The 23,986-nt window shown below is 70.9% G+C and carries 25 protein-coding genes; 15 read left to right on the top strand and 10 right to left on the bottom strand.

The window, feature by feature from the left end; genetic code table 11:
- The first annotated feature begins 47 nt into the window (after nucleotides 1-47).
- The 3 genes from OG698_RS34030 to dapD are packed head-to-tail and all read left to right on the top strand — an operon-like array spanning nucleotide 48 to nucleotide 2,029.
- Nucleotides 48-368: a multidrug efflux SMR transporter gene (locus OG698_RS34030; RefSeq protein WP_116502752.1), complete on the top strand. Its 321-nt coding sequence runs from the start codon at nucleotides 48-50 to the stop codon at nucleotides 366-368.
- Nucleotides 368-973, top strand: coding sequence for a TetR/AcrR family transcriptional regulator (locus OG698_RS34035; RefSeq protein WP_406107568.1), 606 nt, complete (start codon nucleotides 368-370; stop codon nucleotides 971-973). The genes OG698_RS34030 and OG698_RS34035 overlap by 1 nt, the downstream gene beginning before the upstream one ends.
- Nucleotides 974-1,027: 54 nt before the next feature.
- Nucleotides 1,028-2,029: a 2,3,4,5-tetrahydropyridine-2,6-dicarboxylate N-succinyltransferase gene (gene dapD / locus OG698_RS34040; protein ID WP_406107570.1), complete on the top strand. Its 1,002-nt coding sequence runs from the start codon at nucleotides 1,028-1,030 to the stop codon at nucleotides 2,027-2,029.
- A 397-nt stretch (nucleotides 2,030-2,426) separates the two neighbouring features.
- Here the strand turns inward: dapD and OG698_RS34045 are convergent, their stop codons facing one another.
- Nucleotides 2,427-3,062, bottom strand: a complete 636-nt coding sequence (locus tag OG698_RS34045; RefSeq protein WP_406111456.1) for an ATP-binding protein — start codon at nucleotides 3,060-3,062, stop codon at nucleotides 2,427-2,429.
- Nucleotides 3,063-3,280: 218 nt separating this feature from the next.
- On the opposite strand from OG698_RS34045, the gene OG698_RS34050 reads away from it, so the two are divergent.
- Together OG698_RS34050 and OG698_RS34055 are read left to right on the top strand one after the other, a co-directional pair.
- Nucleotides 3,281-3,877 (top strand): TetR/AcrR family transcriptional regulator, encoded by a 597-nt coding sequence (locus OG698_RS34050; protein ID WP_406107572.1) that lies wholly within the window; start codon nucleotides 3,281-3,283, stop codon nucleotides 3,875-3,877.
- Nucleotides 3,878-4,321: 444 nt separating this feature from the next.
- On the top strand, nucleotides 4,322-4,900 hold the full coding sequence (locus OG698_RS34055) for a hypothetical protein (RefSeq protein WP_406107573.1): 579 nt from the start codon (nucleotides 4,322-4,324) through the stop codon (nucleotides 4,898-4,900).
- Between the two features lie 26 nt (nucleotides 4,901-4,926).
- Here OG698_RS34055 and OG698_RS34060 read toward each other — a convergent pair whose 3' ends face one another.
- On the bottom strand, nucleotides 4,927-5,163 hold the full coding sequence (locus OG698_RS34060) for a hypothetical protein (RefSeq protein ID WP_406107574.1): 237 nt from the start codon (nucleotides 5,161-5,163) through the stop codon (nucleotides 4,927-4,929).
- Nucleotides 5,164-5,394: 231 nt separating this feature from the next.
- Here OG698_RS34060 and OG698_RS34065 point away from each other — a divergent pair, with 231 nt between their 5' ends.
- Nucleotides 5,395-6,006, top strand: a complete 612-nt coding sequence (locus tag OG698_RS34065; RefSeq protein ID WP_406111458.1) for a SigE family RNA polymerase sigma factor — start codon at nucleotides 5,395-5,397, stop codon at nucleotides 6,004-6,006.
- Complete coding sequence (locus OG698_RS34070; RefSeq protein ID WP_406107576.1) at nucleotides 6,003-7,226, top strand: WD40 repeat domain-containing protein; 1,224 nt, start codon at nucleotides 6,003-6,005, stop codon at nucleotides 7,224-7,226. The genes OG698_RS34065 and OG698_RS34070 overlap by 4 nt, the downstream gene beginning before the upstream one ends.
- On the opposite strand, the gene dapA is transcribed toward OG698_RS34070, so the two are convergent.
- Nucleotides 7,216-8,187 (bottom strand): 4-hydroxy-tetrahydrodipicolinate synthase, encoded by a 972-nt coding sequence (dapA, locus tag OG698_RS34075; protein WP_406107577.1) that lies wholly within the window; start codon nucleotides 8,185-8,187, stop codon nucleotides 7,216-7,218. The two genes, OG698_RS34070 and dapA, sit on opposite strands and share 11 nt — an antisense overlap.
- A 208-nt stretch (nucleotides 8,188-8,395) precedes the next feature.
- Between dapA and OG698_RS34080 the strand changes: the two genes are divergently transcribed.
- Complete coding sequence (locus OG698_RS34080; protein WP_406107579.1) at nucleotides 8,396-8,632, top strand: hypothetical protein; 237 nt, start codon at nucleotides 8,396-8,398, stop codon at nucleotides 8,630-8,632.
- 86 nt (nucleotides 8,633-8,718) lie between these two features.
- Here the strand turns inward: OG698_RS34080 and OG698_RS34085 are convergent, their stop codons facing one another.
- The 4 genes from OG698_RS34085 to OG698_RS34100 all read right to left on the bottom strand — a co-directional run bounded on the left by OG698_RS34085 (nucleotide 8,719) and on the right by OG698_RS34100 (nucleotide 12,085).
- On the bottom strand, nucleotides 8,719-9,513 hold the full coding sequence (locus tag OG698_RS34085; RefSeq protein ID WP_406107580.1) for an ABC transporter permease: 795 nt from the start codon (nucleotides 9,511-9,513) through the stop codon (nucleotides 8,719-8,721).
- Nucleotides 9,510-10,514: an ATP-binding cassette domain-containing protein gene (locus OG698_RS34090; RefSeq protein ID WP_406107581.1), complete on the bottom strand. Its 1,005-nt coding sequence runs from the start codon at nucleotides 10,512-10,514 to the stop codon at nucleotides 9,510-9,512. The genes OG698_RS34085 and OG698_RS34090 overlap by 4 nt, the downstream gene beginning before the upstream one ends.
- Nucleotides 10,515-10,610: 96 nt before the next feature.
- Complete coding sequence (locus OG698_RS34095; RefSeq protein ID WP_406107583.1) at nucleotides 10,611-11,468, bottom strand: DUF4097 family beta strand repeat-containing protein; 858 nt, start codon at nucleotides 11,466-11,468, stop codon at nucleotides 10,611-10,613.
- Between the two features lie 65 nt (nucleotides 11,469-11,533).
- Nucleotides 11,534-12,085 (bottom strand): hypothetical protein, encoded by a 552-nt coding sequence (locus tag OG698_RS34100; RefSeq protein ID WP_406107584.1) that lies wholly within the window; start codon nucleotides 12,083-12,085, stop codon nucleotides 11,534-11,536.
- 484 nt (nucleotides 12,086-12,569) lie between these two features.
- On the opposite strand from OG698_RS34100, the gene OG698_RS34105 reads away from it, so the two are divergent.
- Both OG698_RS34105 and OG698_RS34110 read left to right on the top strand, forming a co-directional pair.
- Entirely contained in the window at nucleotides 12,570-13,199 is a 630-nt protein-coding gene (locus OG698_RS34105; protein ID WP_406107585.1) for an ArsR/SmtB family transcription factor, read from the top strand.
- 21 nt (nucleotides 13,200-13,220) lie between these two features.
- Nucleotides 13,221-13,964 carry an SRPBCC domain-containing protein gene (locus tag OG698_RS34110; RefSeq protein WP_406107587.1) on the top strand — a complete coding sequence of 248 codons (744 nt, stop codon included), beginning with the start codon at nucleotides 13,221-13,223 and terminating at the stop codon, nucleotides 13,962-13,964.
- A gap of 79 nt (nucleotides 13,965-14,043) precedes the next feature.
- Here the strand turns inward: OG698_RS34110 and OG698_RS34115 are convergent, their stop codons facing one another.
- Nucleotides 14,044-15,867: an endonuclease/exonuclease/phosphatase family protein gene (locus OG698_RS34115; protein WP_406107588.1), complete on the bottom strand. Its 1,824-nt coding sequence runs from the start codon at nucleotides 15,865-15,867 to the stop codon at nucleotides 14,044-14,046.
- Nucleotides 15,868-16,082: 215 nt separating this feature from the next.
- On the opposite strand from OG698_RS34115, the gene OG698_RS34120 reads away from it, so the two are divergent.
- Nucleotides 16,083-17,525 carry a hypothetical protein gene (locus tag OG698_RS34120; RefSeq protein WP_406107590.1) on the top strand — a complete coding sequence of 481 codons (1,443 nt, stop codon included), beginning with the start codon at nucleotides 16,083-16,085 and terminating at the stop codon, nucleotides 17,523-17,525.
- Nucleotides 17,526-17,761: 236 nt separating this feature from the next.
- On the top strand, nucleotides 17,762-19,237 hold the full coding sequence (locus OG698_RS34125) for an alkaline phosphatase PhoX (protein ID WP_406107592.1): 1,476 nt from the start codon (nucleotides 17,762-17,764) through the stop codon (nucleotides 19,235-19,237).
- Nucleotides 19,238-19,348: 111 nt separating this feature from the next.
- Here OG698_RS34125 and OG698_RS34130 read toward each other — a convergent pair whose 3' ends face one another.
- Nucleotides 19,349-20,245 (bottom strand): serine/threonine-protein kinase, encoded by an 897-nt coding sequence (locus tag OG698_RS34130; RefSeq protein ID WP_406107594.1) that lies wholly within the window; start codon nucleotides 20,243-20,245, stop codon nucleotides 19,349-19,351.
- A 168-nt stretch (nucleotides 20,246-20,413) separates the two neighbouring features.
- On the opposite strand from OG698_RS34130, the gene OG698_RS34135 reads away from it, so the two are divergent.
- The 3 genes from OG698_RS34135 to OG698_RS34145 all read left to right on the top strand — a co-directional run bounded on the left by OG698_RS34135 (nucleotide 20,414) and on the right by OG698_RS34145 (nucleotide 22,523).
- Complete coding sequence (locus tag OG698_RS34135) at nucleotides 20,414-21,064, top strand: GntR family transcriptional regulator (RefSeq protein ID WP_406107596.1); 651 nt, start codon at nucleotides 20,414-20,416, stop codon at nucleotides 21,062-21,064.
- A gap of 70 nt (nucleotides 21,065-21,134) precedes the next feature.
- A complete protein-coding gene (locus OG698_RS34140; protein ID WP_406107597.1) occupies nucleotides 21,135-22,154 on the top strand; it encodes a 1-aminocyclopropane-1-carboxylate deaminase in 1,020 nt (339 codons plus the stop codon).
- Nucleotides 22,155-22,295: 141 nt separating this feature from the next.
- Nucleotides 22,296-22,523 (top strand): CarD family transcriptional regulator, encoded by a 228-nt coding sequence (locus OG698_RS34145; protein ID WP_100592434.1) that lies wholly within the window; start codon nucleotides 22,296-22,298, stop codon nucleotides 22,521-22,523.
- A gap of 222 nt (nucleotides 22,524-22,745) precedes the next feature.
- Here OG698_RS34145 and OG698_RS34150 read toward each other — a convergent pair whose 3' ends face one another.
- The gene (locus tag OG698_RS34150; RefSeq protein ID WP_406111460.1) at nucleotides 22,746-23,960 is read right to left on the bottom strand and encodes a TerD family protein; all 1,215 of its coding nucleotides are present in this window, start codon (nucleotides 23,958-23,960) and stop codon (nucleotides 22,746-22,748) included.
- Nucleotides 23,961-23,986: the final 26 nt, after the last annotated feature.

The following is a 23,986-nucleotide window of genomic DNA, read 5'->3' on the forward strand; positions in this document are numbered from 1 at the left end:
GACCGTGCTATGTACGCCCGTACACAACGTTGCGTACACTCGTACACATGGGATACGTACTGCTCTCCGGCGCCATCGCGGCGGAAGTGGCCGCCACCACCGCCATGAAGTACAGCGAGGGATTCAGCCGGCTCTGGCCCTCCCTGATCACCGTCTCCGGCTATCTGATCGCGTTCGCGCTGCTCGCCCAGACGCTGAAGACCGTGCAGGTCGGGACCGCGTACGCGATCTGGGCCGGCGTCGGCACGGCCGTCATCGCCGGGATAGGGATGCTCTTCCTCGGAGAGGCGATGACCGCGGCACGGCTCGCGGGGATCGCTCTGGTCATCGGCGGCGTGGTGCTGCTCAACCTGGGCGGCGCCCACTGATGGCGCGGCGCTACGACCCCGAGCGGCGGCAGCGCATCATCGACGCCGCGATCCGGGTGGTGGGCGAAAAGGGCATCGCAGGACTCAGCCACCGCAGCGTCGCAGCCGAGGCCGATGTGCCGCTCGGCTCGACGACGTACCACTTCAAGACCCTCGACGAACTGCTGGTCGCCGCGCTTCGCCAGACCAATGAAGGGTTCGCGAAGGTCGTGGCGGGCAGCGACGTCTTCGAGGCGCCGCGTTCCGGGCTCGCCGCGGGGCTGGCCGCGGTCCTCGGCGAGTGGCTCGCCGGTGAACGCACCGCCGTCGAGCTCGAGTACGAGCTGTATCTCGCCGCCCTGCGCAGGCCCGCGCTGCGGCCCGTAGCCGCCGAGTGGTGCGCAGGTGTCGCCGACGAGCTCGCGCGCCGCACCGACCCGGTCACGGCCCGCGCGCTGGTCGCCCTGATGGACGGAATCTGCCTCCAGGTGCTGCTCACGGACGCCGTATACGAGGAGGAGTACGCGCGCGACATGCTCGCGCGGATCATCGACGGAGCGCCCGACGCTGACGCGGACGGTGCCGGGGCCGACCGGCCGGGGGAGCGCGGCGCGCCCGGTACCTGAGACACCGGCCGTACCGGTTCGCCCCCGCGGCGCACCTCCGGTTAGGTTTCACCCATGTCTGACTCTCCCGCCAGCACCACCGCTCAGCGCACCACCGGCGCCGTCGCCGCAGGCCTCGCCACGCTCACCGCCGACGGCACTGTCCTCGACACCTGGTTCCCCGCCCCGTCCCTCCAGGACGAGCCGGGCCCGGCCGGCACCGAGCGGCTCTCCGCCGAGCGCGCCGCCGAACTGCTCGGCGAGGGCGCCGCGAAGGCCATCGGCACCGACGCCCGCCGCGGTGTGGAGACCGTCGCCGTGCGCACGGTCATCGCCTCGCTCGACGACAAGCCGCTCGACGCGCACGACGCGTACCTGCGCCTCCACCTGCTCTCCCACCGGCTGGTCAAGCCGCACGGGCAGAACCTGGACGGCGTCTTCGGCCTCCTCGCCAACGTCGCCTGGACCTCGCTCGGCCCGGTCGCCGTCGACGACATCGAGAAGGTCCGCCTCAACGCCCGCGCCGAGGGCCTGTACCTCTCCGTGACGTCCATCGACAAGTTCCCCCGCATGACGGACTACGTCGCGCCGAAGGGCGTCCGCATCGCCGACGCCGACCGCGTCCGGCTCGGCGCGCACCTCGCCGAGGGCACCACCGTCATGCACGAGGGCTTCGTCAACTTCAACGCCGGCACGCTCGGCACGTCGATGGTCGAGGGCCGCATCTCCGCCGGCGTCGTCGTCGGCAACGGCTCCGACATCGGCGGCGGCGCCTCCACCATGGGCACGCTCTCCGGCGGCGGCAACGTCCGCATCACGATCGGCGAGCGCTGCCTCGTCGGCGCGGAGGCGGGCGTCGGCATCGCCCTCGGCGACGAGTGCGTCGTCGAGGCCGGCCTGTACGTCACCGCCGGCACGCGCGTCACGATGCCCGACGGCGAGATCGTCAAGGCCCGCGACCTGTCCGGCGCCTCGAACATCCTCTTCCGCCGCAACTCGGTCTCCGGCGCCGTCGAGGCCCGCCCGAACAACGCGGTGTGGGGCGGCCTGAACGAGGTTCTGCACAGCCACAACTGATCATCGGCGGCCGTGACCTGCGGCCGCCTGATCGATCAATGCTCTGACCTGCCGCTGAGCTGTCGGCAGTTGCCGACGTCGGTCATCGTTGAGCGCCCTTCCACGGCCCCAGGACGGCCCGGGAGGGCGCTCGTGCGTTGCTAGGACACCTGCCTTGTAAGTTCACTCCAACTCGACCTTGGCTGGGCCCAATTGCGTCCAGGTGGCGAGAAGCGCCCCGTCTTGCCTGACGGCCGGCCCTGGATGGACCCCGTGTCGTCAGGGGTCCGCGACCTGGGCGTTCGCCATCCGCGCCCGTAACTGACCTGTCACCGGTTGTCGCCGTAGGTCGCTACCGAGCGGCCTCGCACGGCCCAGGGACGGCGCAGCGATGCCGTCCGGACCTACCGGGACCCGCTCAGTCGGATGCGGGCGAGCTCTTTGGTGGAGGCGCCTGCGTCTGGATTTCGCACCACGTGGTCTTGCCGGTGGCCGTACGGGTGCTGCCCCAGGCGTCCGCGAGCAGGTCGAGGAGTTCGGTGCCGCGTCCGCCTTCTGCGTCGATGTCGACGACGCGGCGTACGGGGCCGGCGGGGGCGGTGTCCTCGACCTCGCACCGCAGCCGGGAGCCGCGCACCTGCAAGTTGAGCCGCAGAGGGCCGCGCGTGTGACGCAGGGCGTTGGTGACCAGTTCGCTGACCAGGAGCTCGGCGGTGTCTGCGAGGCCCTCCAGATTCCAGTCGCCCAGTTGGGCGGTCACCTGGTGCCGGGCCTGGCGGACCGAGGTCAGTTCCCGCGGTACAGGCCATGAGGCGTCCCAGGCGGTTGCGCGGGCGCGGGGCCTGTCGAGCGGCCGCAGGGGCTCCAGGGTGCGCGACCAGAGAGCCAGGTTACGGGCGACCCACGATGTGGCTGCGCCCTCCGGAGGCGTCCCCTTCCCCTGCGCCGGGTCCGCGGCGCCCTTCCGCCCCGACTCCTCAAGTCGGCGGCGGTAAAACCGGGCAAAGCATCCCCGGCGAGAGGTCATGGAGCGGTCGATGACCAGGGAGGCCACACGAATCAGTCCCTTCTGAACCCTGGCGACCATGGCCGCCAGGGTGGCGGAGGTCCGCCGATGACCGGGCCGGGCGTGCACCAGGTCCTGCGTCACGTAGCACTCGCTACGCTTAAAAATATACACGTAGCGGGTGCTACGGTAAATACCTGGACCAACATCAATAAATCGGACATGCGGGATTGGTTCGTCCCGCGCAGCTGCAGCTGGGAGCCTTCATGCCGCGCCCGCCCGACCCGGCCAAACGACGCGACCTGCTGAACCGGGTCCGTGAGTACGTGATCCGCAACGGCTTGGCCGACCTTTCCCTTCGCCCGCTGGCCCGGGCCCTGGGCACCAGCGACCGCATGCTCTTGTATTACTTCGGAACCAAGGAGCGCATGGTCGCCGAGGCACTCGCCCTAGACGAAAGGCGACCGCTCCTGCGCGCCCGGAATCTGCTCGACCCCACCGCCTCCCCCAAGAACTCTGCGTGGCTCCGCCGCTTCCTGGAGCAAACCTGGCAGGAACTCAACGCCCCCAACCTGCGCGCCTGGCTCCCCCTCTACCTCGAGATCATGACCGCCAGCGTGCTCCATCCCGACCGGTACGGGCCCGTCATGCGCGACGTGCTCACTGAGTGGACGGGCCTGCTCACCTCCGTTTTCCGCGGCCTGGGCATGACCGAGGCCCGAGCCCGAACGGAGGCCGCCCTCCTGGTCGACGCGTCCTTCGGCCTGCTCATTGCACCCCTGGCCGACGGCGACTGGGACCGAGCCGACGCAGCCTTCCACGCCCTTCTCGACCGCCTCGAACCCGGCTGGCACGACACCTAGAGATACTCGGGCCGGCAGCTCAGGGTCCAGGACGCTCTGTCAACTGGGCGCCATCGGCCGTGCGTGCGAAATTGGAGATCTCTCTCTGTGAATACAATTTCGGTGCACGAAGCCATATTTGGATCGTCGATCGAAACGTACAGTTCTTTCGGGCGGTCGCCTATCGTTCTGATCCATACGTTGATGGCTGCTTCTAGGTTGGATAAAGGGTCCGGCGATCTATTCATCAAGTGGAGTTCGAATTCAGCGGGCGATGTTCCGTCCAGATCAGGATGGACCCCGCAGTGCCGCAGTCCCGGGAATCCGTTCCAGGTGAGCGCACCGCCCAGGGGCGAAGATGCGAGGCAGTGCATCCGAAGTGAGGATTGACATGTGTGGGCGATGGCGCCTCACGTTTTGGCGCTTGGCGACCCTCGCACCGATCCGCGGCAGGAGAGTCTCACGATGACTGCGACAACAGGTGCAGGCCAGACGGCTCACCCCGAGCGCCCGGGCAGGTCGGACGGGGTCTGCAGTGAGTTCACCGTCTTTACCAAGATCAAGCCGGGCCATGCGGATGCTCTGCGAGAGGATCTCGCCAGAATCGCCAGTGTTGAGAACCGCGCGGCGCTGCACGAGATCGGCACCCTGCACGACGCGCGCCATGTGCTCTTCGACGACGACACCCAGTTCATGTTCGCCAGCGTCTTCGACGGCTCCTGGGACACGTACATCGACGACTTCGGCAAGACGGTGGTCGGGGCGAACTTCGACAGGATCTTCTCGCACACCGAAGGGTTCCCTGGCGTCAGCGATCCAGGGGTGAAGGAGTGGTTCGTCGCCCACCAGGAGCCTGCCGGGGTCTTCGTCAGCTCGTATCCCGACCTGACCGTTCAGCAGATCTGGAAGGACCAGCGCGTGGACGACGCGTTCCAGGAGGTGCTGGACACCCCCGAATTCCGGGCGGCGCTGGACAACCCGGCGAACGCCGAGTTGCTGGCCACGCCTGCCTTCCAGAAGCTGCTGCAGGAAGCCTCGGCCTAGTCGCGCTCCGCATCCAGCCGACTGCCTCAGCCCGCCACTCGCGTACGGCGCCCCCTCCATCCGGGCGCCGTCGGGATCTGCTCGTAGAGGGGCTTGCCGTCGTGGCTGAACCGGAGGTCGGCGCGCGCGTTCGGCGACCAGCCCATCTCGTCCTTCCAGAAAGGCCGTTCGTGCCAGTCCGCCTTGCCGGAGGCGACGTCGACGACGGTGAACCCGGTCCGGCCGGCGACGGGCCCCGGCTCGTCCTTGCCGTTCACGTTCATCTTGTGCGACCACTGATTGCCTGACCTGCTACAACATCAGAACAGCCACAACTGACGCACCCCGCAACCGAAGTGGCCCGCACCGGCATCCGGTGCGGGCCACTCGCGTCGTCCCGCGCACCAGGTCCCGCGCATTTCTTGCGCACGCAGGCATAGCGAGGGGGCACCGCGCGCGTCACAAGGAACAGCAGGGGGGCAGCAGGGCCGCCCGACGGGGAAGAGAAGGTGAAGATGGATGCGGGCAGGGAAGCACCAGCGGGGTATGCCGGCCAGACGGCGGGCGAGGCGGGCGCGGATCGCTGGGACAGCTTCCGCGAGTTCGTGGCGAGCAGGTCGTCCGCGCTCCTGAGGACCGCGGTGCTCCTCAGCGGGGGCGACCGGCACGCCGCCGAGGACCTGCTCCAGAACGCGCTGATCAAGGCGGCCGGACGCTGGCACCGGATCGACGAACCGGAGGCCTACGTACGGAAGATCCTCTACCGCCAGCAGATCAGCAGATGGCGCCTGAAGTGGCGCGGACGGGAACTGAGCGTCGCCGAGCCGCCGGAGAGTCGTACAGGGGTCGACTCTTCCCACGCCGCCGACCTGCGCATCGTGATGCGCACCGCGCTCGCCAGGCTCACCGCCCGGCAGCGCACCGTACTCGTCCTGCGCTACTTCGAGGACCTGCCCGAGGCGGACGTCGCCCGCCTGCTCGGCTGTTCGGTGGGGACCGTGCGCTCGACCACGCACCGCTCGCTCGCCAAGCTGCGCAGCCTCGCGCCCGAACTCGCCGCGCTCGGTCCGGCCGACGCCGAAGACCTGCCGTCCCGTGACTTCTCGCCCATGGAGGTGCGTCCGTGAACGTCGATGAACTGCTCCGTGACGCACTGCGCGAACAGGCCGCCGACAGCGCGTCCGTGCCGTCCGGCTTCGCCGACCGGGTGCTCGCCGTGCGGCACCGCCGCCGGGTCCGCACCATCGCGGGCGCCGCGGTCGCCACGGCGGCGGTCGTCGCCACCGCGGTCGCCGTGCCCGTCCTGAACTCGGGCGGCCAGGACGTACGCCCCGCGAGCCAGATGAACCAGAGCGACATCATCGCCCATCCGGACCAGTCGCCGCCGCGGGACCTCATCGCGGCGGGGGACTCGGCGCTGGCCGCGTTCTCCACATACAAGACGGTCAAGCAGCCCAACCGGGACGCGGTCATGGAGCGCACCTACGGGCTGCTCAACCAGAAGACCGGCAAGTACGACAGGACCACGCGGTGGTCGTGGGTCGAGGTGGCGCCCGGGATGCGGACGGCCGCCGTCCTGGAGAAGCGGCTGCCCGTCGACCGCATCGGCCTGCTCGACCTGATGACCGGCAAGGTGGAGCGGTGGATCGAGCTCGACAAGGGCGTGGCCGGGGTGGAGTTCTCGCCGGACGGCAGGAAGCTCCTCGCCACGACGTACGCCAAGAACCCCGACCACCTCTACTGGTCGCACAAGATGAACGTGAACGGCAAGGACGAGCCGGGGCCGGTCGCCAGCCGGACCGGGTTCACCGTCGTCGACGTCGCCTCCGGCAAGGCGGACTGGCACGAACGGCCTTTCTGGAAGGACGAGATGGGCTGGTCACCGAACGCGCGCGCCGACCTCCGGTTCAGCCACGACGGCAAGCTCGTCTACGAGCAGATCCCGACGGCGCCGGGCCGGATCTACTACGACCTGAACGGCCGCAAGGTGGCCACACCCGCCGTGGAGAAGCACGTGTCGTGGGCGGAGGCGGGGCTCTCGCCGGACGGCAAGCTCATCGGCGGTGAGTTCGCCGGCGAGGGCAACGAGATCGCCTCGGCGATCGTCGACCCCCTCAGCGGCAGGATGGTCACCAAGGTGCCGGGGCAGCAGTTGCTCGCCTGGGCCGACAACAAGCGGCTCATCGCCTGGGGCTGCGATCCCAAGAAGTGCAGCGGCAAGGGCGAGTTCCACAACCAGCTGCTCCTGCTCACCATCGGCAGCGACAAGGTCGTCCAGCTCAGCGACTTCCGCAAGGCGTCCGACGACTACCCGGGCCGCTGGACACCGCAGTTCGCTACGCGCTGACGGAGGATGCGTCTGTCCGGCCGGGGGCCCGGGGGTTGTCCCCCGGGAAGGCACACCACCACGCGTCGACGAAGCTCTCGTACGCGGACAGCAGCCCGTCGGTCACCTCGTGGCCGGCGGGTCGCAGTGGTGCGCGGACCGGGCCGGCAGGCAGGCCGAGCGCGCCGAGCAGCGCCTTCGCGGTGACCGTGCCCGGCAGGCCGGACGCCATCATCAACTCCACGAGCGGCGCCGCCAGTTGCTGGCGCCGGGCCGCCTCCCGGGTGTCGCCCGCGTCGAAGGTGTCCAGGACGGCCCGCAGCGCGCGCGGCACCACGTTCGCGACCGTCGACACGAAGCCCGCCCCGCCCACCGCGTACAGCGGAAGCGCGAACTCCTCGCAGCCCGCGTAGTACGCGAGACCGGTCGCGCCGAGCACCCTCTGCGTGCCGAGCATGTCGTACGCGCAGTCCTTGACGGCCACGATCCGGGGGTGGGACGCCAGCCGGATCAGGGTGTCCGGCTCGATGCGCGTGCCGGTGCGGCCCGGGATGTCGTACAGCATCACCGGCAGCCCCGACGCGTCCGCGATCTCGCGGAAGTGCGCCTCCAGGGCGTCCTGCGGCGGGCGGCTGTAGTACGGGCTGACGACCAACAGGCCGTCCGCACCCGCCTTTTCGGCCCCGGCCGCCAGCTCCACGGTGTGCCGCGTGTCCGCCGTGCCGATGCCCGCGACGACCGGGACCCGCTCCCCGACCGCGTCCTTCACGGCCCGCACGAGCGCCGCCTTCTCCCCGTCCGACGTCGTCGGGGACTCGCCGGTGGTGCCGGACAGGACGAGACCCTCACAGCCCTCGGCCACCAGGTGGGCCGCCAGGCGCTGCGCGCCGTCCAGGTCCAGGGCGCCGTCGTCGGCGAACGGCGTGACCATGGCGCACAGGGCGCGGCCGAAGGGCGGGTGCGGGGAGTTCGCGAGGCTCATAGGTGCAGTCTCGGCGTCCCGAACGTGCAGCTCCACTTAATTCTTCTACGAGGTAGTGGCAAGCCTTGCTAAGCGGTCGGGCGTGTGTGGCCGAGTTCCGACGGGATATTGGCCGAGGGGCGACCTTCAGGAAATGCGCCTGGATTCCGAGTTATCAGGAAGAAGTTGCATGTATGCGTAGACATATAAAACGTATAAGGATCCCGTGGTGCGTGACATCGTCCTGGCCCTCGCCGTTCCCGTCCTGACCTGTGCGAGTGGCGTCTACGCCGCGTGTGACGGTTGGTGGCGCCGCAGGCACCCCGCGCCGGCCCCGCACTCACATGCAGGGCGCCACCTCGCCGCCGAACGGGCGGTGGCCGACGCGGAGGCGATCGTGGCCGACCGGTACGCGATCCTCACCGAGGCGCAGCGCAGCGCCGCGCGGCTCGGAGGACAGCAGTAGGGCGGGGCGCTCACTCCCTGTCGGTGAGTGGGCGCCCCGCCCTTGTGTGTTCCTGTCCTCAGTGCTCAGTGCTCAGTGCTCAGTGCTCAGCGCTTACCGATGCTGTTGAAGAGCGAGCGCGACCAGACGTAGCCGAGTACGGCCAGGGCCACGCACCAGGCCACGGCCAGCCACCCGTTGTTGCCGATCTCGGTGCCGAGCAGCAGTCCGCGCACCGTCTCGATGGCCGGGGTGAACGGCTGGTACTCGGCGATCGGCTGGAACCAGCCCGGCATCGCGTCGACCGGCACGAAGGCGCTGGACAGGAGCGGCAGGACCATCAGCGGCATGGCGTTGTTGCTGGCCGCCTCGGCGTTCGGGCTGGAGAGGCCCATCCCGACCGCGATCCACGTGAGCGCCAGGGAGACGAGCGCCAGCAGTCCGACCGCCAGGATCCACTCCACGAAGGTGGCGTCAGTGGCGCGGAACCCGATCGCCACGGCGACGGCCCCGACGAGCACCACGCTCATCACGCATTGCAGCACGCTCCCGACGACGTGCCCGATGAGCACCGAGCCGCGGTGGATCGACATCGTACGGAAGCGGGCGATGATGCCCTCGGTCATGTCCATGGAGACGGATACCGCGCTGCCGATCGTGGTGCCGCCGATGGTCAGCATCAGGATGCCCGGGACGAGATAGGCGATGTACGCGGAGCGGTCCGCACCGCCGCCGCTGATGCCCGCGCTCATGACGTCGCCGAAGATGTAGACGAAGAGCAGCAGCAGCACGACCGGTGTGAGCAGCAGATTCAGCGTCATGGAGGGGTAGCGCCGGGCGTGCAGGAGGTTGCGGCGCAGCATCGTGGACGAGTCGCGCACGGCGAGGGACAGGGAGCTCATCGGGCATCCTCCTTGGGCTGGTTGGGCTGGTTGGGCTGGTTGGGGATGCGGGCGCCGCCGGTCAGGGCGAAGAACACGTCGTCGAGGTCGGGGGTGTGCACGGTCAGCTCGTCCGCCTCGATGGCGGTGGCGTCCAGCCAGTCGAGGATGGAGCGCAGCTCGCGCTGGCTGCCGTCGCTGGGGAGCTGCAGCGCGAGGGCCTCGTCGTCCCGGTGGGCCTCGCGCAGTGAGAGGGCGGCGGCCTGGTAGGCGTCCGGGTCGGTGAAGCGGAGCCGGATGTGTCCGCCGGGGATGAGCCGCTTGAGTTCCTCGGCGGTGCCCTCGGCGGCGATCTTGCCGTCGTTGAGTACCGCGATGCGGTCGGCGAGCTCGTCGGCCTCGTCCAGGTACTGGGTGGTGAGGAAGACGGTGACGCCGTCGGAGACCAGCTCGCGGATGATGCCCCACATGTTGTGACGGGCGCGCGGGTCGAGGCCGGTGGTGGGCTCGTCGAGGAAGATGATCCGCGGGCTGCCGACCAGCGTCATGGCGATGTCGAGGCGGCGCTTCATGCCGCCGGAGTAGGTGGAGGCGGGCTTCTTCGCGGCGTCGGTCAGGTCGAACCGCTCGAGCAGCTCGGCGGCGACCCGCCGCCCCTCACGCTTGGACAGGTGGTGCAGGTCCGCCATGAGGAACATGTTCTCCTCGCCGGTGATCAGCCCGTCGACGGCGGAGAACTGCCCGGTCACGCCGATCGCGGCACGCACGCCTTCCGGCGAAGTGGCGACGTCGTGGCCCGCGACCTGGGCCTGGCCGCCGTCGGCGGAGATGAGCGTGGACAGGATCTGCACGGCGGTGGTCTTGCCCGCGCCGTTCGGCCCGAGCAGCGCGAACACGGTGCCGGCCGGGATGTGCAGGTCGATGCCGTCGAGGACGGTCTTGTCGCCGTACGACTTGCGCAGATCGGCGGTGGAGACGGCGGCGGGCGGCTGCTGGCCGCTGCCCAACTTGGGCGTGGGCATGACAGACGAAGGCACGGAGCCCTCCCAATCGAAGGTGTGGTGGCGGTGAAGTGGTGAGCGGTGAAGTGGCCGGTGGAGTAAGGAACTCGGGGCGGGTCAGGCCCGGGCGCGGCGGATGTCGATGTTGCCGAACTTGGTCCGGGCGCGGACCTCGACGGTGTCCTCGGACTTGTCGGGGCCGTCGGAGGCGCCGAGCCCGTTGTGCACCTGGCCGGCGGCCGAGCTCACGTCGAGCCAGGCGGCCGTGCCCCCGCGGATGCCGATCTCGATGGCGCCGTAGGAGGTCTCCAACTGGACGGTGCCGCGGGCGACTTCGTCGACGCGCAGGGCGCCGTGGGCAGTGGTGGCCGCGACCGAGCCCGCTGCGCGCCCGACGAAGATGTCACCGTGGGCGCCGTTCACGCGCAGATCGCCCAGGGCGTCGCCGACGGTCGTGGTACCTGAGGAGTTCTTCAGGACGGCCTGGCCGTCGACGGTGCCGAGGCGCACGCTGCCGGAGCTGGTGGTGATCTCGGCGGACCCCTGGACGTGGTCCACGGTGACGCTGCCGTGGGACGCGGCCAGGTGCAGCGGCCCGCTGGTCTCGAGGCGGACATCGCCCGACGAGGTCTTCACGCGCACCTCGCCGAGCCGGCCCTCACCGTTCACCTGGGTCCAGGCGCCGACCACCTCCACCTGCGAGCCCGTGGGCAGTTCGACCGTCACGTCGACGACGCCGGAGGGGCCGATGAGGCGGCGGCCCTTGGGCGTCCTGATGGTCAACAGGCCGCTCGCGTACCGCACTTCGGTCTGCTCGGCGGCCCGTACGTGCTGATCCTTCTTCGGGTCGCGCGGCTGCACGTCGACGAGGGTGTCGAGCCGGTCGGTGGCGATGAACCGGATGGACCCGGCTTCCACGTGGGCGGTGGCCGAGATCGGCTCGGGAGTGTCGAAAGGAGCGTCGAAAGAAGGCATGGCTGTCCCGTCCTCTTGGGTCTCAGGGTGAAGTTCCGGGTGAATTCGGGCGGGCGGAGGAGCGGTCAGCGCACCCAGCCCGTGAAGCTCTGTCCGACGGCGCGGGTGGTGCGGGCGGCTCTGGTGCCTCCCGGCGCACGTGACGGGGTGCCGCCGTCGACCGCGGCCGACACGGCTCGTACCAGCCACGCGTTGACCGACAGGCCCTCGCGGTTCGCGGCCTCCTCGGCGCGCGTCTTGAGGTGGGCGGGCAGGCGCAGATTGACGCGGGCGGTGCCGCCGTCGTCGCCGTCGGCGGGCGCCGGGGCCGGCGCCTTGAGCGGCTCGGCGGGCCCGCTCCGGTCCTCGAACGACGCCTCGTACGCCTCGTCGGCCGCCGGCCGCGTCACCACGAAGTCGGGGTCGAGCCCGCGCAGCCGTACGTCGACCGAGCCGGGGGCGAGTTCACGGGTGATCTCGTCCATCGCGGCGGAGAGCACATTGAGCATCGTCAGGCGGGTCGCCGACTCCAGGGGAGCGGTGAGCCGTTCGGCCAGCTCGCGGGCTTCTTCGCCGCCGGCTTCGGCGGCCACCGCGAGTTCGCGGCGGAGGTTGTCGACATACGGCGTGAGGTCCATGACGCCATAGTGGCACCATCGTGGCGCCATGCGCAAGCGCACTGAGGGAGCAATTGCAGGTTGAAGGTGGGGTGGCAGCTCTGACCTGCGGAAATGTGTTGGCGTCGAGTTGCGTCAAAGCGGTGTCATGCCGGGTCTCGTCCACTCTGGCACCCCTAGTGGCACCACGTGGTGCCACCGTGATCCGCCCGCGCCCCCGCCTGCTCCCGGGTCCTTGACCTCGGCCGTGGTCGGCATTCGAGGGTGAGCAGGCGAGAGGCAGCCCGAAGCTTCGTCCACTCGTGGAGGCGGTCATGACCGCGTGTACGACGAGCCAGAGGTCCGTGACGCGCCACTCGCCATCCCTGGCGTCGCCGGCCGCTACAGGCTCGCGCCGAGTCTCGCGCCTGGGCCGACCGCGTAACGACGTCCGTCGGGCGGGTTGCGACTCGCCGAACAATCAAGTCGCCTGGACAAAAAAAGTTTTCGGTGCGACCGTGGAGTCATGTTGGACGTCACCGTGATCGAGGACCCGGCGGCAGCCGCGGTCTCCCTCGACCCGATCAGGGCCCGGCTGCTCGCGGAGCTGGCCGCCGGACCCGCATCCGCCGCGATGCTCGCCCCCAAGGTCGGCCTGCCGCGCCAGAAGGTGAACTACCACCTCAAGGCGCTGGAGAAGCACGGCCTGGTCGAGCTGGCGGGGGAGCGGCGCAAGGGCAATGTCACCGAGCGCCTGATGCGGGCCACGGCAGCCTCGTACGTGATCTCACCGGTCGCGCTCGGCGCCGTGCAGCCCGACCCGGACCGGGCCCGCGACCAGCTCTCCGCGCGCTGGCTGCTCGCCGTCGCGGCACGCCTCGTACAGGACGTGGGAGCGCTGCTGACCGGGGCCGCCAAGGCGAAGAAGCGCCTCGCCACCTACGCCCTCGACGGCGAGGTCAGGTTCGCGTCCGCCGCGGACCGGGCCGCGTTCATCGAGGAGCTGACCCAAGGGGTCGGCGCGCTCGTCCGCAAGTACCACGACGGATCCGCCGAGGGTGGCCGCGACCACCGCGTGGTGATCGCCGTGCATCCCAAGGTGAAGGATCCGCAGCCCCGACCGCCCCTCGAAGACCGACCGCACCGAGCGCACTGACCGCACCAAGGAGTTACCGCCATGACGAACGAACCCAGGGAATTCGAGATCGCCCGCGAGTTCGAGGTCGACGCCACCCCCGAGCAGGTCTGGGAGGCGCTCACCTCGGGCACCGGCGGCTGGCTGTGGCCGATGGAGTACGAGCCGAAGGAGGGCGGCCGCGGGCCGCACGGCGCCACGATCACGGCCTGGGATCCGGAGCACCGCCTCACCGCCCGCTCGGACAACCCGGACGCGCTGCCCCCGTTCCAGACCCTCAATCAACTGGACCACGTCATCGAGGCCCGCGGCGGCGGCAGCCGCGCCTGGGTCCGCTACGTCCACAGCGGGATCTTCACCGACAACTGGGACGACTACTACGACGGCGCCGACAAGCACACCGACTTCTACCTGCACACGCTGCGCCAGTACCTGACGCACTTCGCGGGCCGCCCCGTCGCCTTCACCATGTTCGACGGGCCCGCCGCGTCCGCGAACACCGAGGCCCTCGCCGCCGTCGGCCGCGCCCTCGGCCTGCCCGACGACGCCGCCGAGGGCACCAAGCTGCGGGTCCGGGGCCCCGGCGGCGAGACCCTGGAAGCCGTGCTCGACTACCGCAACCCGTACTTCATCGGCCTGCGCACCGACGACGCCCTGTACCGCATCTTCGGCCGCGGCCGCTGGGGCGCGCCCGTCGGCATCGTCGTCCACGACTTCGCGCCGGACGCCGACGCCGCGCGGGACGAGACCGCCTGGCGCGGCTGGCTGGACGGGGTCTTCGCCTGACCGACCCCGCCCGCCGGACGGCCCGCAGGTGCTACGTACGGACCCGCAGGTGCTACTGACAGAGACGGACCCGCAGGTGCTACGGACGGAACCGCAGCACCTGCGGGTCGTGATCGCTGATCTGGTCGTTGAACTCGCTGTTGATGTGCACGCTGTCGTACGCGAAGTCGTCGTGCCGGATCGACGGGCTGATCAGGATCTGGTCAAGAACCTGGCTGTTGCCCTGGTAGTCGTACGTGTAACGCTCGCTCCTCGGCAGGGACTTGATCGCGGACCACAGGGCGCCGTCGTTCTCCAGGCGCTGCGTCGTGCCGGAGAACTCGAAGTCGTTGATGTCGCCGAGCGTGACGACGTCGGCGTTCTTCTGCGCCTTGAGGATCTCCGTCACGAAGCCGTTCACCGCGTCCGCCTGCGCGTGGCGCTGGGTCTCCGAACTGCGCGCCGGCGGCTGGTACTGGGCCGTCAGGCCCTGGTCGCCGCCCTTCGACGCGAAGTGGTTGGCGATCACGAAGACGGTCTTGCCGCGGAATATGAACTCGCCCGCGAGCGGCTTGCGGCTGTTCTTCCACGCCGCGTCGGCCGGGGCGATCCGGCCCGGGGACGCGGTCAGCGCGGCCCGCCCGTGCGTCCGCGTCACGCCCACCGGCGTCGTGGAGTCGCCGCCCGCGCGGTCGGTGAACGAGACGCGCTCGGGGTTGAAGAGGAACACCTGGCGGATGTTGCCTCCGGGTTCGCCGCCGTCCTGGTCGTTGACCGGGTCGACGGAGCGCCAGTCGTACTTCGGGCCGCCCGCGGCGACGATCGCGTCGATCAGCTTGTTCACCGTGACGTCCGCGGCGACCGTGCCGTCGTCCTTCGCGCCGTTGTTGTCCTGGATCTCCTCCAGGGACACGACGTCGGGGGACTGGAGGTGGTCGACGATCGCGGCCGCGTGCGCGGCGAACGTGCCGTCGCCCGGGTCCAGGTTCTCGACGTTGTACGTGGCCACGGCCAGCTCGCCGCGCTTCTGCTTCCGCTTCGTCTCCCGCTCCAGGCCCCCCTTGTCCAGGGTGCCGAGCTCCCGCGCGACCAGCGTGTAACCGCCGAACTGGGTGTAGTCCAGGGGCCCTTCGGTCCGTCCCGCCAGGGTGTCCCCGACGTTCGCGGCGGGGAAGTCGGCGACCGTGCCGAGCGACTGGATCTGCAGACGGCCCGTGTTCTGGGACTCGTACGAGCCGTAGACGGTGCCGCCGCGGCGCGTGGGGCGCTCGTGCGGCTTGACCGTCACCCACAGCTCGGCGTACGCGTCCGAGGCGGTGACGACGCGGGAGGAGCCGACGCGTACGTTCATGCCCTCCAGGGACTCGTAGAGGTCGAGGGCGTACTTCGACGGGCGCAGCGGCAGCGCGTTGACCGAGCCGTTCGCCGCCGGGTCGCCGGCCGGAGCGTACGCGGCGGGGACCGACTTCGCGTCGATGACCGTGGCGGCCGGGAGCGCGTTGCCCGACGAGACGACCGTGACCGTCGGCTTGGTGATCTCCGTGACGGACTGGTTGCCCGACGAGGCGCCGCCGGGGACGTACTCCGAGACCGTGCCCGAGACCGTCACCGCGTCGCCGGTGACGGCCTTCGGGGCCGAGCTGGTGAAGACGAAGACGCCCTCGCTCGTGGCGGGGTCGGCGTCGGGCGCCGTGTCCTGGATCCAGAAGCCCTTGGACGAGCCGTAGCTTCTGACGCCCGTGACCACGCCGGCCACGTCCGTGACCTGCTTCCCGGCCAGCGGGGACATCCGGGTCGCGCCCTGGATGTCATGGATGCGTATCGCGTCCGCGTGCGCGGGCGAGGTGAGGACGACGGCGGAGACGGTGGAGCATACGGCGGCGACGGTCAGCGCGGCGAGGCGCGACGAGTTCTTGCTCGGCAAGGGGTCCCTCCGGGGACGTGGGTGAGGCGCCGGGACGAGGGTGGAGCGAGTGGCCGCTCCGTGCTCTTCTACGCGCGTAAATGTCTTGTGAAGCAAGGGGAGTTGTCAAGGTTCCACCGGTGTACGGTTCCTGACGGGTACATGAACCGGGCGGCATGCTGCCAAATCCGTCTAGGCTGAGCGGTCGCACAACACGTCCGGAGGAGAACAAGGCGATGTCAGACAGCTCCCCCCTGCCGCCGGCGAGGCTGCGTTCCGAAGCGGAACTCGCGCGCGACGCCCTCGCCACCCCGCTGCTCTCCCGCGCGGTGCGGCTCGCCCGCTGGGCGGGACCCACGACGCGGGTCGGCGCGGGCGGCGAACTCGTCGAGGAACAGCTGCCCGCCGCGGCGCTCGAACTCGGGCTGGGCGCCGATGCCGACGGGGCCGCCGAGGCCAGCGAGGCCTGGCGGGTCGCGGTCGACACCGGGCTCGTGGAGATCGTGGACGAGGAGGAGGGCACCGTCGCCGCGGGCGAGGACCTCGCCGTCGTCGCCTCCGGCAGCCCGCAGGACATCCTCGCCCTCTGGCTCGGCGCCCTGGACACCGCGCTCGCCGACGCGAGCATCCCGGACCTGGACGACCTCGTCGACGTCCTGGAGGAGACCGGCGAGGTCGACTTCTCGCAGCTCGACTGGGACCCCGACGCGGAGGCCGAGTTCCTCGAAGGCGTCCTCGGCAACCTCTATCTCCTGACCGTCACCGAGAGCGGCGCCGGCGACGAGGCCGTCCCGCTGCCCGCCCTCGCCGCGTCGATGATCGTGCCCGACGACATGGGCGAACCCACGGACGACGTCCTGGAGCAGGTGTCGGACGCGATGCTGAAGCTGGACGACCAGTTCCGGCTGCTCGTCCCGGTGGGGCTCGTCGAGTACCAGCCGGTCGACGAGGCCCTGATGGCGGAGATCGGGGAGGGCGAGGGGGTCGACGGGCCCGACGCCTTCGACGACTCGGACGTCACGCGGTACGGCATGGTGCGCCTCACCCCGCTCGGGCTCTACGGCGTCCGCGCGCGCATGATCGACGCGGGCCTCGACGCGCCCGTCGTCGGCGACCTCGCGGACAAGGGCGCCGACACGCTGCTCGACGGCACGTCGTCGTTCCCGCAGGCCGCCGCGCAGGCCGAGATCGAGCAGTGGCTCGCACGGCGCCAACCGCTCGTGGCGGCACGTGAGTTGCTGGCCGCGGCGCGCGGCGCGGACGCCGGGGCGCCGCTGCGGCGGCTGCGCTGCCAGCAGGCGCTGTCCCTCGTGGGCGGCGAGGCGGAGCCGGCGCTCAGGGAGGTGCTCGACGACGCGGAGCTGGGCGGTCTCGCGCGAGTCTGGCTCGCCGAGCACGGGGCGAGCGACGTGCCCGCGCCGCCGGAGTCCCTGATCTTCTGGCTCACCGTCGACACGATCGCCGCGCAGCTCGCCCTGGAGGGCAACTCCGACGAGCTCCAGGGCCTGGTCGAGGGGCTCGCGGCCCAGCACCGCGGGTTCTTCGCGGCGGCCTGGAAGGTGGACCACCCGGCGACGGCGGACGTCCTGGAGGCGATGGGGCGCCTGCATCCCGACAAGAAGGTGGCCAAGGAGGCCCGCAAGGCGGCGTTCAAGGCGCGGTCCGCGCAGGGCGGATAGCGCGGACGACGAAGCCGGGGACAGGGAGGGGGCGGGGCGCGAGGCGCCCCGCCCCCTCCGCGTACCGCCGGCCCGCTCATCCCTCGGCCGGCCCCGCCCGCCGACGACCGTGAACGTGTTCGCTCTGCCTGCGTCGTGCGGAGTTCAACCCCCGTTCAGGCATGACGGGGAACGTGTGGCCGAAACGGCATCAGCGCCCGCTCCACCGCCACAGCCACCCGGTCACAGGAGACACCATGTCGCTCACCCGCAGGGACTTCACGAGACGCTCCGCCGCCACCGGCGCGGGCATCGCCCTGGCCGGCACCGTCGGCGCGCTCGCCACCGCTCCCGGTGCGCTGGCCGCCGACGGCGAGTACGAGCACGCCGAGGGCCACGAGGGCCACGAGGGCCACGAGGGCCACGAGGGCCACCACCAGGGTGTCGGCTACGGCCCGCTCGTCGACGACCCGAAGGGCCTGCTCGCGCTGCCCGCCGGATTCTCGTACCGCGTCATCACGTACACGGGCAGGACGACGCTGGAGTCGGGCGAGTCGACGCCGTCGAACCACGACGGCACCGCCACCTTCGACGGTCCCCGCGGCGCCACGCTGCTCGTCAACAACCACGAGATCGGCGGCGCCCGCACCAAGGCGAAGTACCCGGTCCCGCTCACCGAGGGCCTCGTCTACGACCCGGCCGCGGCCGGTGGCTGCACCGTCGTCGAGGTCCGCCGCGACGGACAGGTCGCCGAGTGGGTCGGCATCGCCGGCACCGCCACCAACTGCGCCGGCGGGCGCACCCCTTGGGACACCTGGCTGACCTGCGAGGAGACCGAGGACAAGGCCGGCGCCAACGGCATGACCAAGGACCACGGCTACGTCTTCGAGGTCGACCCCGCGGACCGCCGCGCGAATCGCGAGCCCAAGCCGATCAAGGCCTTCGGCCGGTACGCCCACGAGGCCGTCGTGATCGACCCCAAGCGCGGCCACGCCTACCTCACCGAGGACGCGTCCGGCCCCAACGGCCTGCTCTACCGCTGGACGCCGCCGAAGGGCTTCCACCACGGCCGCGGCAAGCTGCGCACGCTCGCCGACGACGCGGGCGTCCTCCAGGCCACCAAGTGCTTCGACTCCGGCGGCCGCTTCGTCGACGACCTGTCGCGTGCCACGCAGATCGGCACGGTCTACGGCGTCGACTGGGTCGACGTGCCCGACCGCGACGCCAAGACGGTCTCCGTGCGCAAGCAGTTCGCCGCCGGTGAGGTCACCCGCGCCCGCAAGCTCGAAGGCATGTGGTGGGCCGACGGCGGCACGTACATCGTCTCCTCGTTCGCCCGTGAGGAGAGCCCGGTCCAGCACGACGGACAGGTCTGGTTCTACGACCCCAAGCGCCGCACCCTGACGCTCAAGGTCCTGCTCGGCGTGAACGCGGACCCGTCCAAGGACGGCGCCTTCGACGGCCCGGACAACATCACGGTCTCCCCGTACGGTGGCCTCGTCATCGCCGAGGACGGCAACGGCATCCAGCACCTGTTCGGCGCGACCGACAGTGGACGTACGTACCCGATCGCGCGCAACGAGCTGAACATCGGCACCGAACAGGAGCCGGAGTACAGCGAGTTCACGGGCGTCACGTTCTCGCCCGACGGCCGGACCCTCTACGCGAACATCCAGACCCCGGGCATCATGCTCGCCATCACGGGGCCGTGGAAGCGCCAGCGCTCGAACTGATCACGCTCCACCCGAAGCGACTGACGGCTGACGACCGATCTCCGGCCGCCGGCTGAGCTCCGGCCGACGCGCACGCACCTGCCGTGCGCGTCGGCCGCGGTCGTCCCCGGATCAGTCCTGCTCCTCCGCCGACAGCCTCTCCGCGAGCGACTCCTCGTGCACGTGGATGAGGGCCGCGACCTCCTCCTGCTCCCACCAGGGATACGGGGTCGCCCGGGCCACGCACCACGCCAGGACCTCGGGGACCGTCGGACGGGCGTAAGGGGACTTGGCCAGGCAGCCGCCGAGGAACGCCTCCCACTCCCGGTCCGGGACTCCGACCAGGTCGGGCTCCTCGTGCAGCGTGCGGTGGATGACGTGCGGGGCGTTGCCCGCGCCGTGCGGATTGCGGCCCGTCGCGCAGAGGCCGAGCAGCGCGCCGAGCGCGAACACGTCCGCGGGGGCGCCGGCCGGGACGGCGTGGGTGATCTGCTCGGGCGCCATGAAGCCGGGAGAGCCGGCCGGATCAGCGGCCGGTTCGCCGATGCCGGGCGTCCCGCCGCCCGGGACCGCAGCCTTCGCGACCCCGAAGTCGATGACCTTGGGCCCGGCGGCCGTCACGACGACGTTCGCCGGCTTGAGATCGCCGTGCACGAGCCCCGTCGCATGGATCGCCGTGAGCGCCGCGGCGAGCGAGGCGCCGATCGCGGCGAGGGCACCCGGGTCCGGCAGGCCGAGCGCCGCCACGGCCTCGGACAGCGAGGGGCCCACGCAGAACTCCGCCGCGGTCCAGGGCACTGCCGCCTCGGGGTCGGCGTCGAGCACGGCCGCAGTGAAGGGCCCCCGCACGGCCCGCGCCGCCTCGGTCTCCCACCGGTACCGCGCCCTGAACAGAGGCTCGGCGGCGAGAGGCTCCCGCACTGTCCTGACCACCACGACCTGGCCCGCCGGTGAGCGCGCCAGGTGCGCGGTCCCCGTGCCGCCGTCGCCGAGCTGACTGACGAGGCGGTAACCCGCGAGACGCACCATGGAACGCCATCCTCCTGTACGGCTCCGAACAGCGGTACCGCGGCTCGCCGCCGGCGGGCAGGGACGCCCGGAAGACCCGGGCCGCCGAGTACCGCCGACGATCACTGCGACGCCAGGCAGGCACCGGGGGGTTCCCGCGAACGGCATTGGTATCTAACATTTCAGTTCATGGCGGCCATCCGACGGGTGCAGCGCACCCTCCTCAGGGACCAGGCGTGCACCGCGATCCGTGACGCCATCGTCGGCGGGGACATCGCTCCGGGTGCGGTCGTACGTGACGCGGATCTCGCCGAACTCCTCGGTCTGTCCCGCGCGCCCGTCCGCGCGGCGTTCTCACGGCTCGTGGACGAGGGGCTCCTGGAGACCAAGCCGCAGAGCCACACCCGGGTCACCCCCCTGGTGGCGGCCGACGTACGGGACGCGGCCGCCGTCGTACGCGCCATGCACGAGCTCGCCGTCCGCACCGCCGTGCCCCGCCTCGCCCGCGCGGACACCGACGCGATGCGCGAGGCCAACGCACGGTTCGCCGCCGCCGTGGCGGCCGGTGACGTGGACGCGGCCCTGCGCGCGGACGACGAGCTGCACGGCGTCCCGGTCCGCGTCTCGGGCAACCGTGCCGCGGCCGCCACCATCGCCCGCTACACGCCCCTCATCCGCCGCCTGGAGCGGCGCCGCTTCGGCCAGGGAGCCGCGTGCGGCTCCGCCGAGCCCCACGCCCGCCTCATGGACGCCTGCGCCGCGGGGGACGCGGCGGGCGCGGTGCGGATCACGACGCAGATCTGGCGCGTACTGGAGGAGCTGGCCGACGAGGAGGCGTAGTCGGCCGGCCCATGAGGCGGGTCCCCGCACCCGCGACCCCGAACCGACCGAACCGACCCCGGGAGGTCCCGTGACCATCGACGCGTACGAGCGCTATCCCCTGCTCTTCGGCCCCTCGCCCGTGCACCCGCTGGACCGGCTCACCGCGCATCTCGGCGGGGCCGCCCTCTGGGCCAAGCGGGAGGACTGCAACTCCGGAATCGCGTACGGCGGGAACAAGACCCGCAAGCTGGAGTACCTGGTCGCGGATGCCCTCGCGCAGGGCTGCGACACGCTCGTGTCGATCGGCGGGGTGCAGTCCAACCACACCCGTCAGGTCGCGGCCGTAGCGGCCCGCGTGGGCCTCGAGTGCGTTGTCGTGCAGGAGAGCTGGGTCGAGTGGCCCGACTCCGTCTACGACAAGGTCGGCAACATCCTCATCTCCCGGCTCGCGGGCGCGCAGGTGCGTCTGGTGCGGGCCGGGTTCGGCATCGGCGTCAAGGACAGCTGGGAGCAGGCCGTCCGCGAGGTGGAGGAGGCGGGCGGCCGCCCGTACGCGATCCCGGCCGGCTGCTCCGAACACCGCCTGGGCGGCCTGGGATTCGCCCAATGGGCTTACGAACTGGCCGAGCAGGAAGAGGAGTTGGGCGTCTTCTTCGACACCGTCGTGGTCTGCTCGGTCACCGGGTCGACCCAGGCGGGGATGATCGCCGGGTGCACGGCGCTCGTCGAGTCCGGTGGCCGCCCTCGCCGCATCCTCGGCATCGACGCCTCCGCCGAACCGGACCGCACCCGCGAGCAGATCCTGCGGATCGCCCGGGGCACGGCCGGGCTCGTCGGCGTACGGAGGGAGCTGACGGAGGACGACGTCGAGCTCGACGAGCGCTACCACGCGGGGACGTACGGCGTCCCCGACGAGGCCACCCTCGACGCGATGCGGCTGGCCGCCCGCACAGAGGGCATGGTGACCGATCCCGTGTACGAGGGAAAGTCGATGGCCGGGATGATCGACCTGGTCACCCGGGGCGAGATCGGCCCCGACGCGACCGTCCTGTACGCCCACCTCGGCGGCCAGCCCGCCCTGAACGCCTACAGCGCGCTGTTCCAGTGATCTGCGTCGCTGCAAAAGCCCACGCCGGAGGGCTCAGGCGCAGGTGAGCGCAGGTCGAGAGGGGTGTTTCACGGACATCGTCACCGAAGTGTGAGGACGCAGACGTGGTGTCCGTGGGTGCGCGGGGCGCATACTCGTTGAATGACAAGGCCCCCCAGTACGCGCCGCCAACTTCCGGGCAGCCCCTTCAACGTTCCGGCAAAGCCCGCTCCGCCGGTAGAGCAGTTCGCCGTGGGCGACCGCGTTTCCCATGATCAGTACGGCCTCGGCAGGATCATCGGGGTCGAGGGCGACGAAGCCGTGCTCATCGACTTCGCCGGGCAGCAGGGCCGGTTCCTGACCCCGTTCTCCAAGCTGTCCAAGCTCTGACGTATCCGACGCTTCGGAACCGGCGCCCTGGATTCGGGGGTCGTGTCCACGGCTTCGGAGGCTGACGCCATGAGGCGGTCGGCAGCACGCGCTTCCGTGCTGCCGACCGCCTCTGCCGTGTCCGCCCGTCACCCCTCGTGACGCCCCGGATCCCGGCGGCAACCCCTCGCTCGCATGAGCGAGGGACTGCCGTCTTCGGGGGGCCTGTGCCGCAGGCCGATGTCAGAGCGCCTGTGCCGCCGGCTTGACCATGCCGCGTACCGTCCGCGACTTCACGAAGTCGCCCATGGCCGTCATGTCCCACTCGCCGGAGAACTGGCGGATCAGCTTCGCCATCATCACGCCCGTCTGCGCCTCCGCGTTCGTCAGGTCGAAGCGGACCAGCTCCTCGCCCGTCGCCGCGTCGATGAGGCGGCAGTACGCCTTGGCGACCTCGGTGAACTTCTGGCCCGAGAACGAGTTCACCGTGAACACCAGGCCCGTCACCTCCTGCGGGAGCCGGCCCAGGTCGACGACGATGACCTCGTCGTCCCCGCCGCCCTCGCCCGTGAGGTTGTCGCCGGAGTGCTTGATCGCGCCGTTCACGATCGAGAGCTTGCCGAAGTAGCAGCTGTCCACGTGGTTGCGCTGGGGGCCGAAGGCGATGACCGACGCGTCCAGGTCGATGTCCTTGCCGCGGAACGCGGGCTCCCAGCCGAGGCCCATCTTGACCTGCGAGAGCAGCGGCTGTCCGCCCTTGACCAGGGACACCGTCTGGTTCTTCTGGAGGCTGACGCGGCCCTTGTCCAGATTGATCTTCCCGGCGCCGGGAGCGGGAGCGGCGGGCGGGGCGGCCGGGGCGGCGGTGGGCGCGGGCGGGGCCACGCGCGGGTCGACCGGGGGAGTGGTCGGCGCGGGCATGGCCTGCACGGGCTGCGCCGGCGCGGGGGCCGGAGCCGGGGCCGCGGGCTCTTCGACGCTCACACCGAAGTCCGTGGCGATGCCCGCCAGGCCGTTCGCATAGCCCTGGCCCACCGCGCGCGCCTTCCAGGCGCCGTTACGGAGGTAGATCTCGACGATCACGAGAGCCGTCTCGGTGCCGAGCTGCGGCGGCGTGAACGTGGCCAGCACGGAGCCGTCGTCGGCCTTGATCGTGGCCGTGGGCTCGATGCCCTGGAAGGTCTGGCCGGCCGCGTCCGGGCTCGCGGTGACGACGATCTTCTCGATGCCCGGCGGCACGGCGGCTGTGTCCACCACGATCGCGTCCGGTGCCGTGCCGCCGCCCGAGCGGTAGGTCACGCCCGGGCCCGAGGGCTGGTTGTAGAAGATGAAGTCGTCGTCGGAACGTACCTTGCCGTCGGCGGTGAGCAGCAGGCCCGAGACGTCGAGCCGCACCGGGGCGGCGACGTCCACCGCCACGCGGGCGGTGGACAGCGGGATGTTCGAGCCGGGGGTCATAGCGGTCATGCCGGGGTAACGAGCGA

Origin of the sequence: Streptomyces sp. NBC_01003 (assembly GCF_045162695.1) — a bacterium.
In the GTDB taxonomy this organism is placed as follows: Bacteria; Actinomycetota; Actinomycetes; order Streptomycetales; family Streptomycetaceae; genus Streptomyces.

Coding starts and splice junctions, on each gene's coding strand:
- OG698_RS34030 (WP_116502752.1), top strand. CDS start 48: ATGGGATACGTACTGCTCTCCGGCGCCATCGCGGCGGAAGTGGCCGCC.
- OG698_RS34035 (WP_406107568.1), top strand. CDS start 368: ATGGCGCGGCGCTACGACCCCGAGCGGCGGCAGCGCATCATCGACGCC.
- dapD (WP_406107570.1), top strand. CDS start 1,028: ATGTCTGACTCTCCCGCCAGCACCACCGCTCAGCGCACCACCGGCGCC.
- OG698_RS34050 (WP_406107572.1), top strand. CDS start 3,281: ATGCCGCGCCCGCCCGACCCGGCCAAACGACGCGACCTGCTGAACCGG.
- OG698_RS34055 (WP_406107573.1), top strand. CDS start 4,322: ATGACTGCGACAACAGGTGCAGGCCAGACGGCTCACCCCGAGCGCCCG.
- OG698_RS34060 (WP_406107574.1), bottom strand. CDS start 5,163: ATGAACGTGAACGGCAAGGACGAGCCGGGGCCCGTCGCCGGCCGGACC.
- OG698_RS34065 (WP_406111458.1), top strand. CDS start 5,395: ATGGATGCGGGCAGGGAAGCACCAGCGGGGTATGCCGGCCAGACGGCG.
- dapA (WP_406107577.1), bottom strand. CDS start 8,187: ATGAGCCTCGCGAACTCCCCGCACCCGCCCTTCGGCCGCGCCCTGTGC.
- OG698_RS34085 (WP_406107580.1), bottom strand. CDS start 9,513: ATGAGCTCCCTGTCCCTCGCCGTGCGCGACTCGTCCACGATGCTGCGC.
- OG698_RS34090 (WP_406107581.1), bottom strand. CDS start 10,514: ATGCCCACGCCCAAGTTGGGCAGCGGCCAGCAGCCGCCCGCCGCCGTC.
- OG698_RS34095 (WP_406107583.1), bottom strand. CDS start 11,468: ATGCCTTCTTTCGACGCTCCTTTCGACACTCCCGAGCCGATCTCGGCC.
- OG698_RS34100 (WP_406107584.1), bottom strand. CDS start 12,085: ATGGACCTCACGCCGTATGTCGACAACCTCCGCCGCGAACTCGCGGTG.
- OG698_RS34105 (WP_406107585.1), top strand. CDS start 12,570: ATGTTGGACGTCACCGTGATCGAGGACCCGGCGGCAGCCGCGGTCTCC.
- OG698_RS34110 (WP_406107587.1), top strand. CDS start 13,221: ATGACGAACGAACCCAGGGAATTCGAGATCGCCCGCGAGTTCGAGGTC.
- OG698_RS34120 (WP_406107590.1), top strand. CDS start 16,083: ATGTCAGACAGCTCCCCCCTGCCGCCGGCGAGGCTGCGTTCCGAAGCG.
- OG698_RS34125 (WP_406107592.1), top strand. CDS start 17,762: ATGTCGCTCACCCGCAGGGACTTCACGAGACGCTCCGCCGCCACCGGC.
- OG698_RS34130 (WP_406107594.1), bottom strand. CDS start 20,245: ATGGTGCGTCTCGCGGGTTACCGCCTCGTCAGTCAGCTCGGCGACGGC.
- OG698_RS34135 (WP_406107596.1), top strand. CDS start 20,414: ATGGCGGCCATCCGACGGGTGCAGCGCACCCTCCTCAGGGACCAGGCG.
- OG698_RS34145 (WP_100592434.1), top strand. CDS start 22,296: ATGACAAGGCCCCCCAGTACGCGCCGCCAACTTCCGGGCAGCCCCTTC.
- OG698_RS34150 (WP_406111460.1), bottom strand. CDS start 23,960: ATGACCCCCGGCTCGAACATCCCGCTGTCCACCGCCCGCGTGGCGGTG.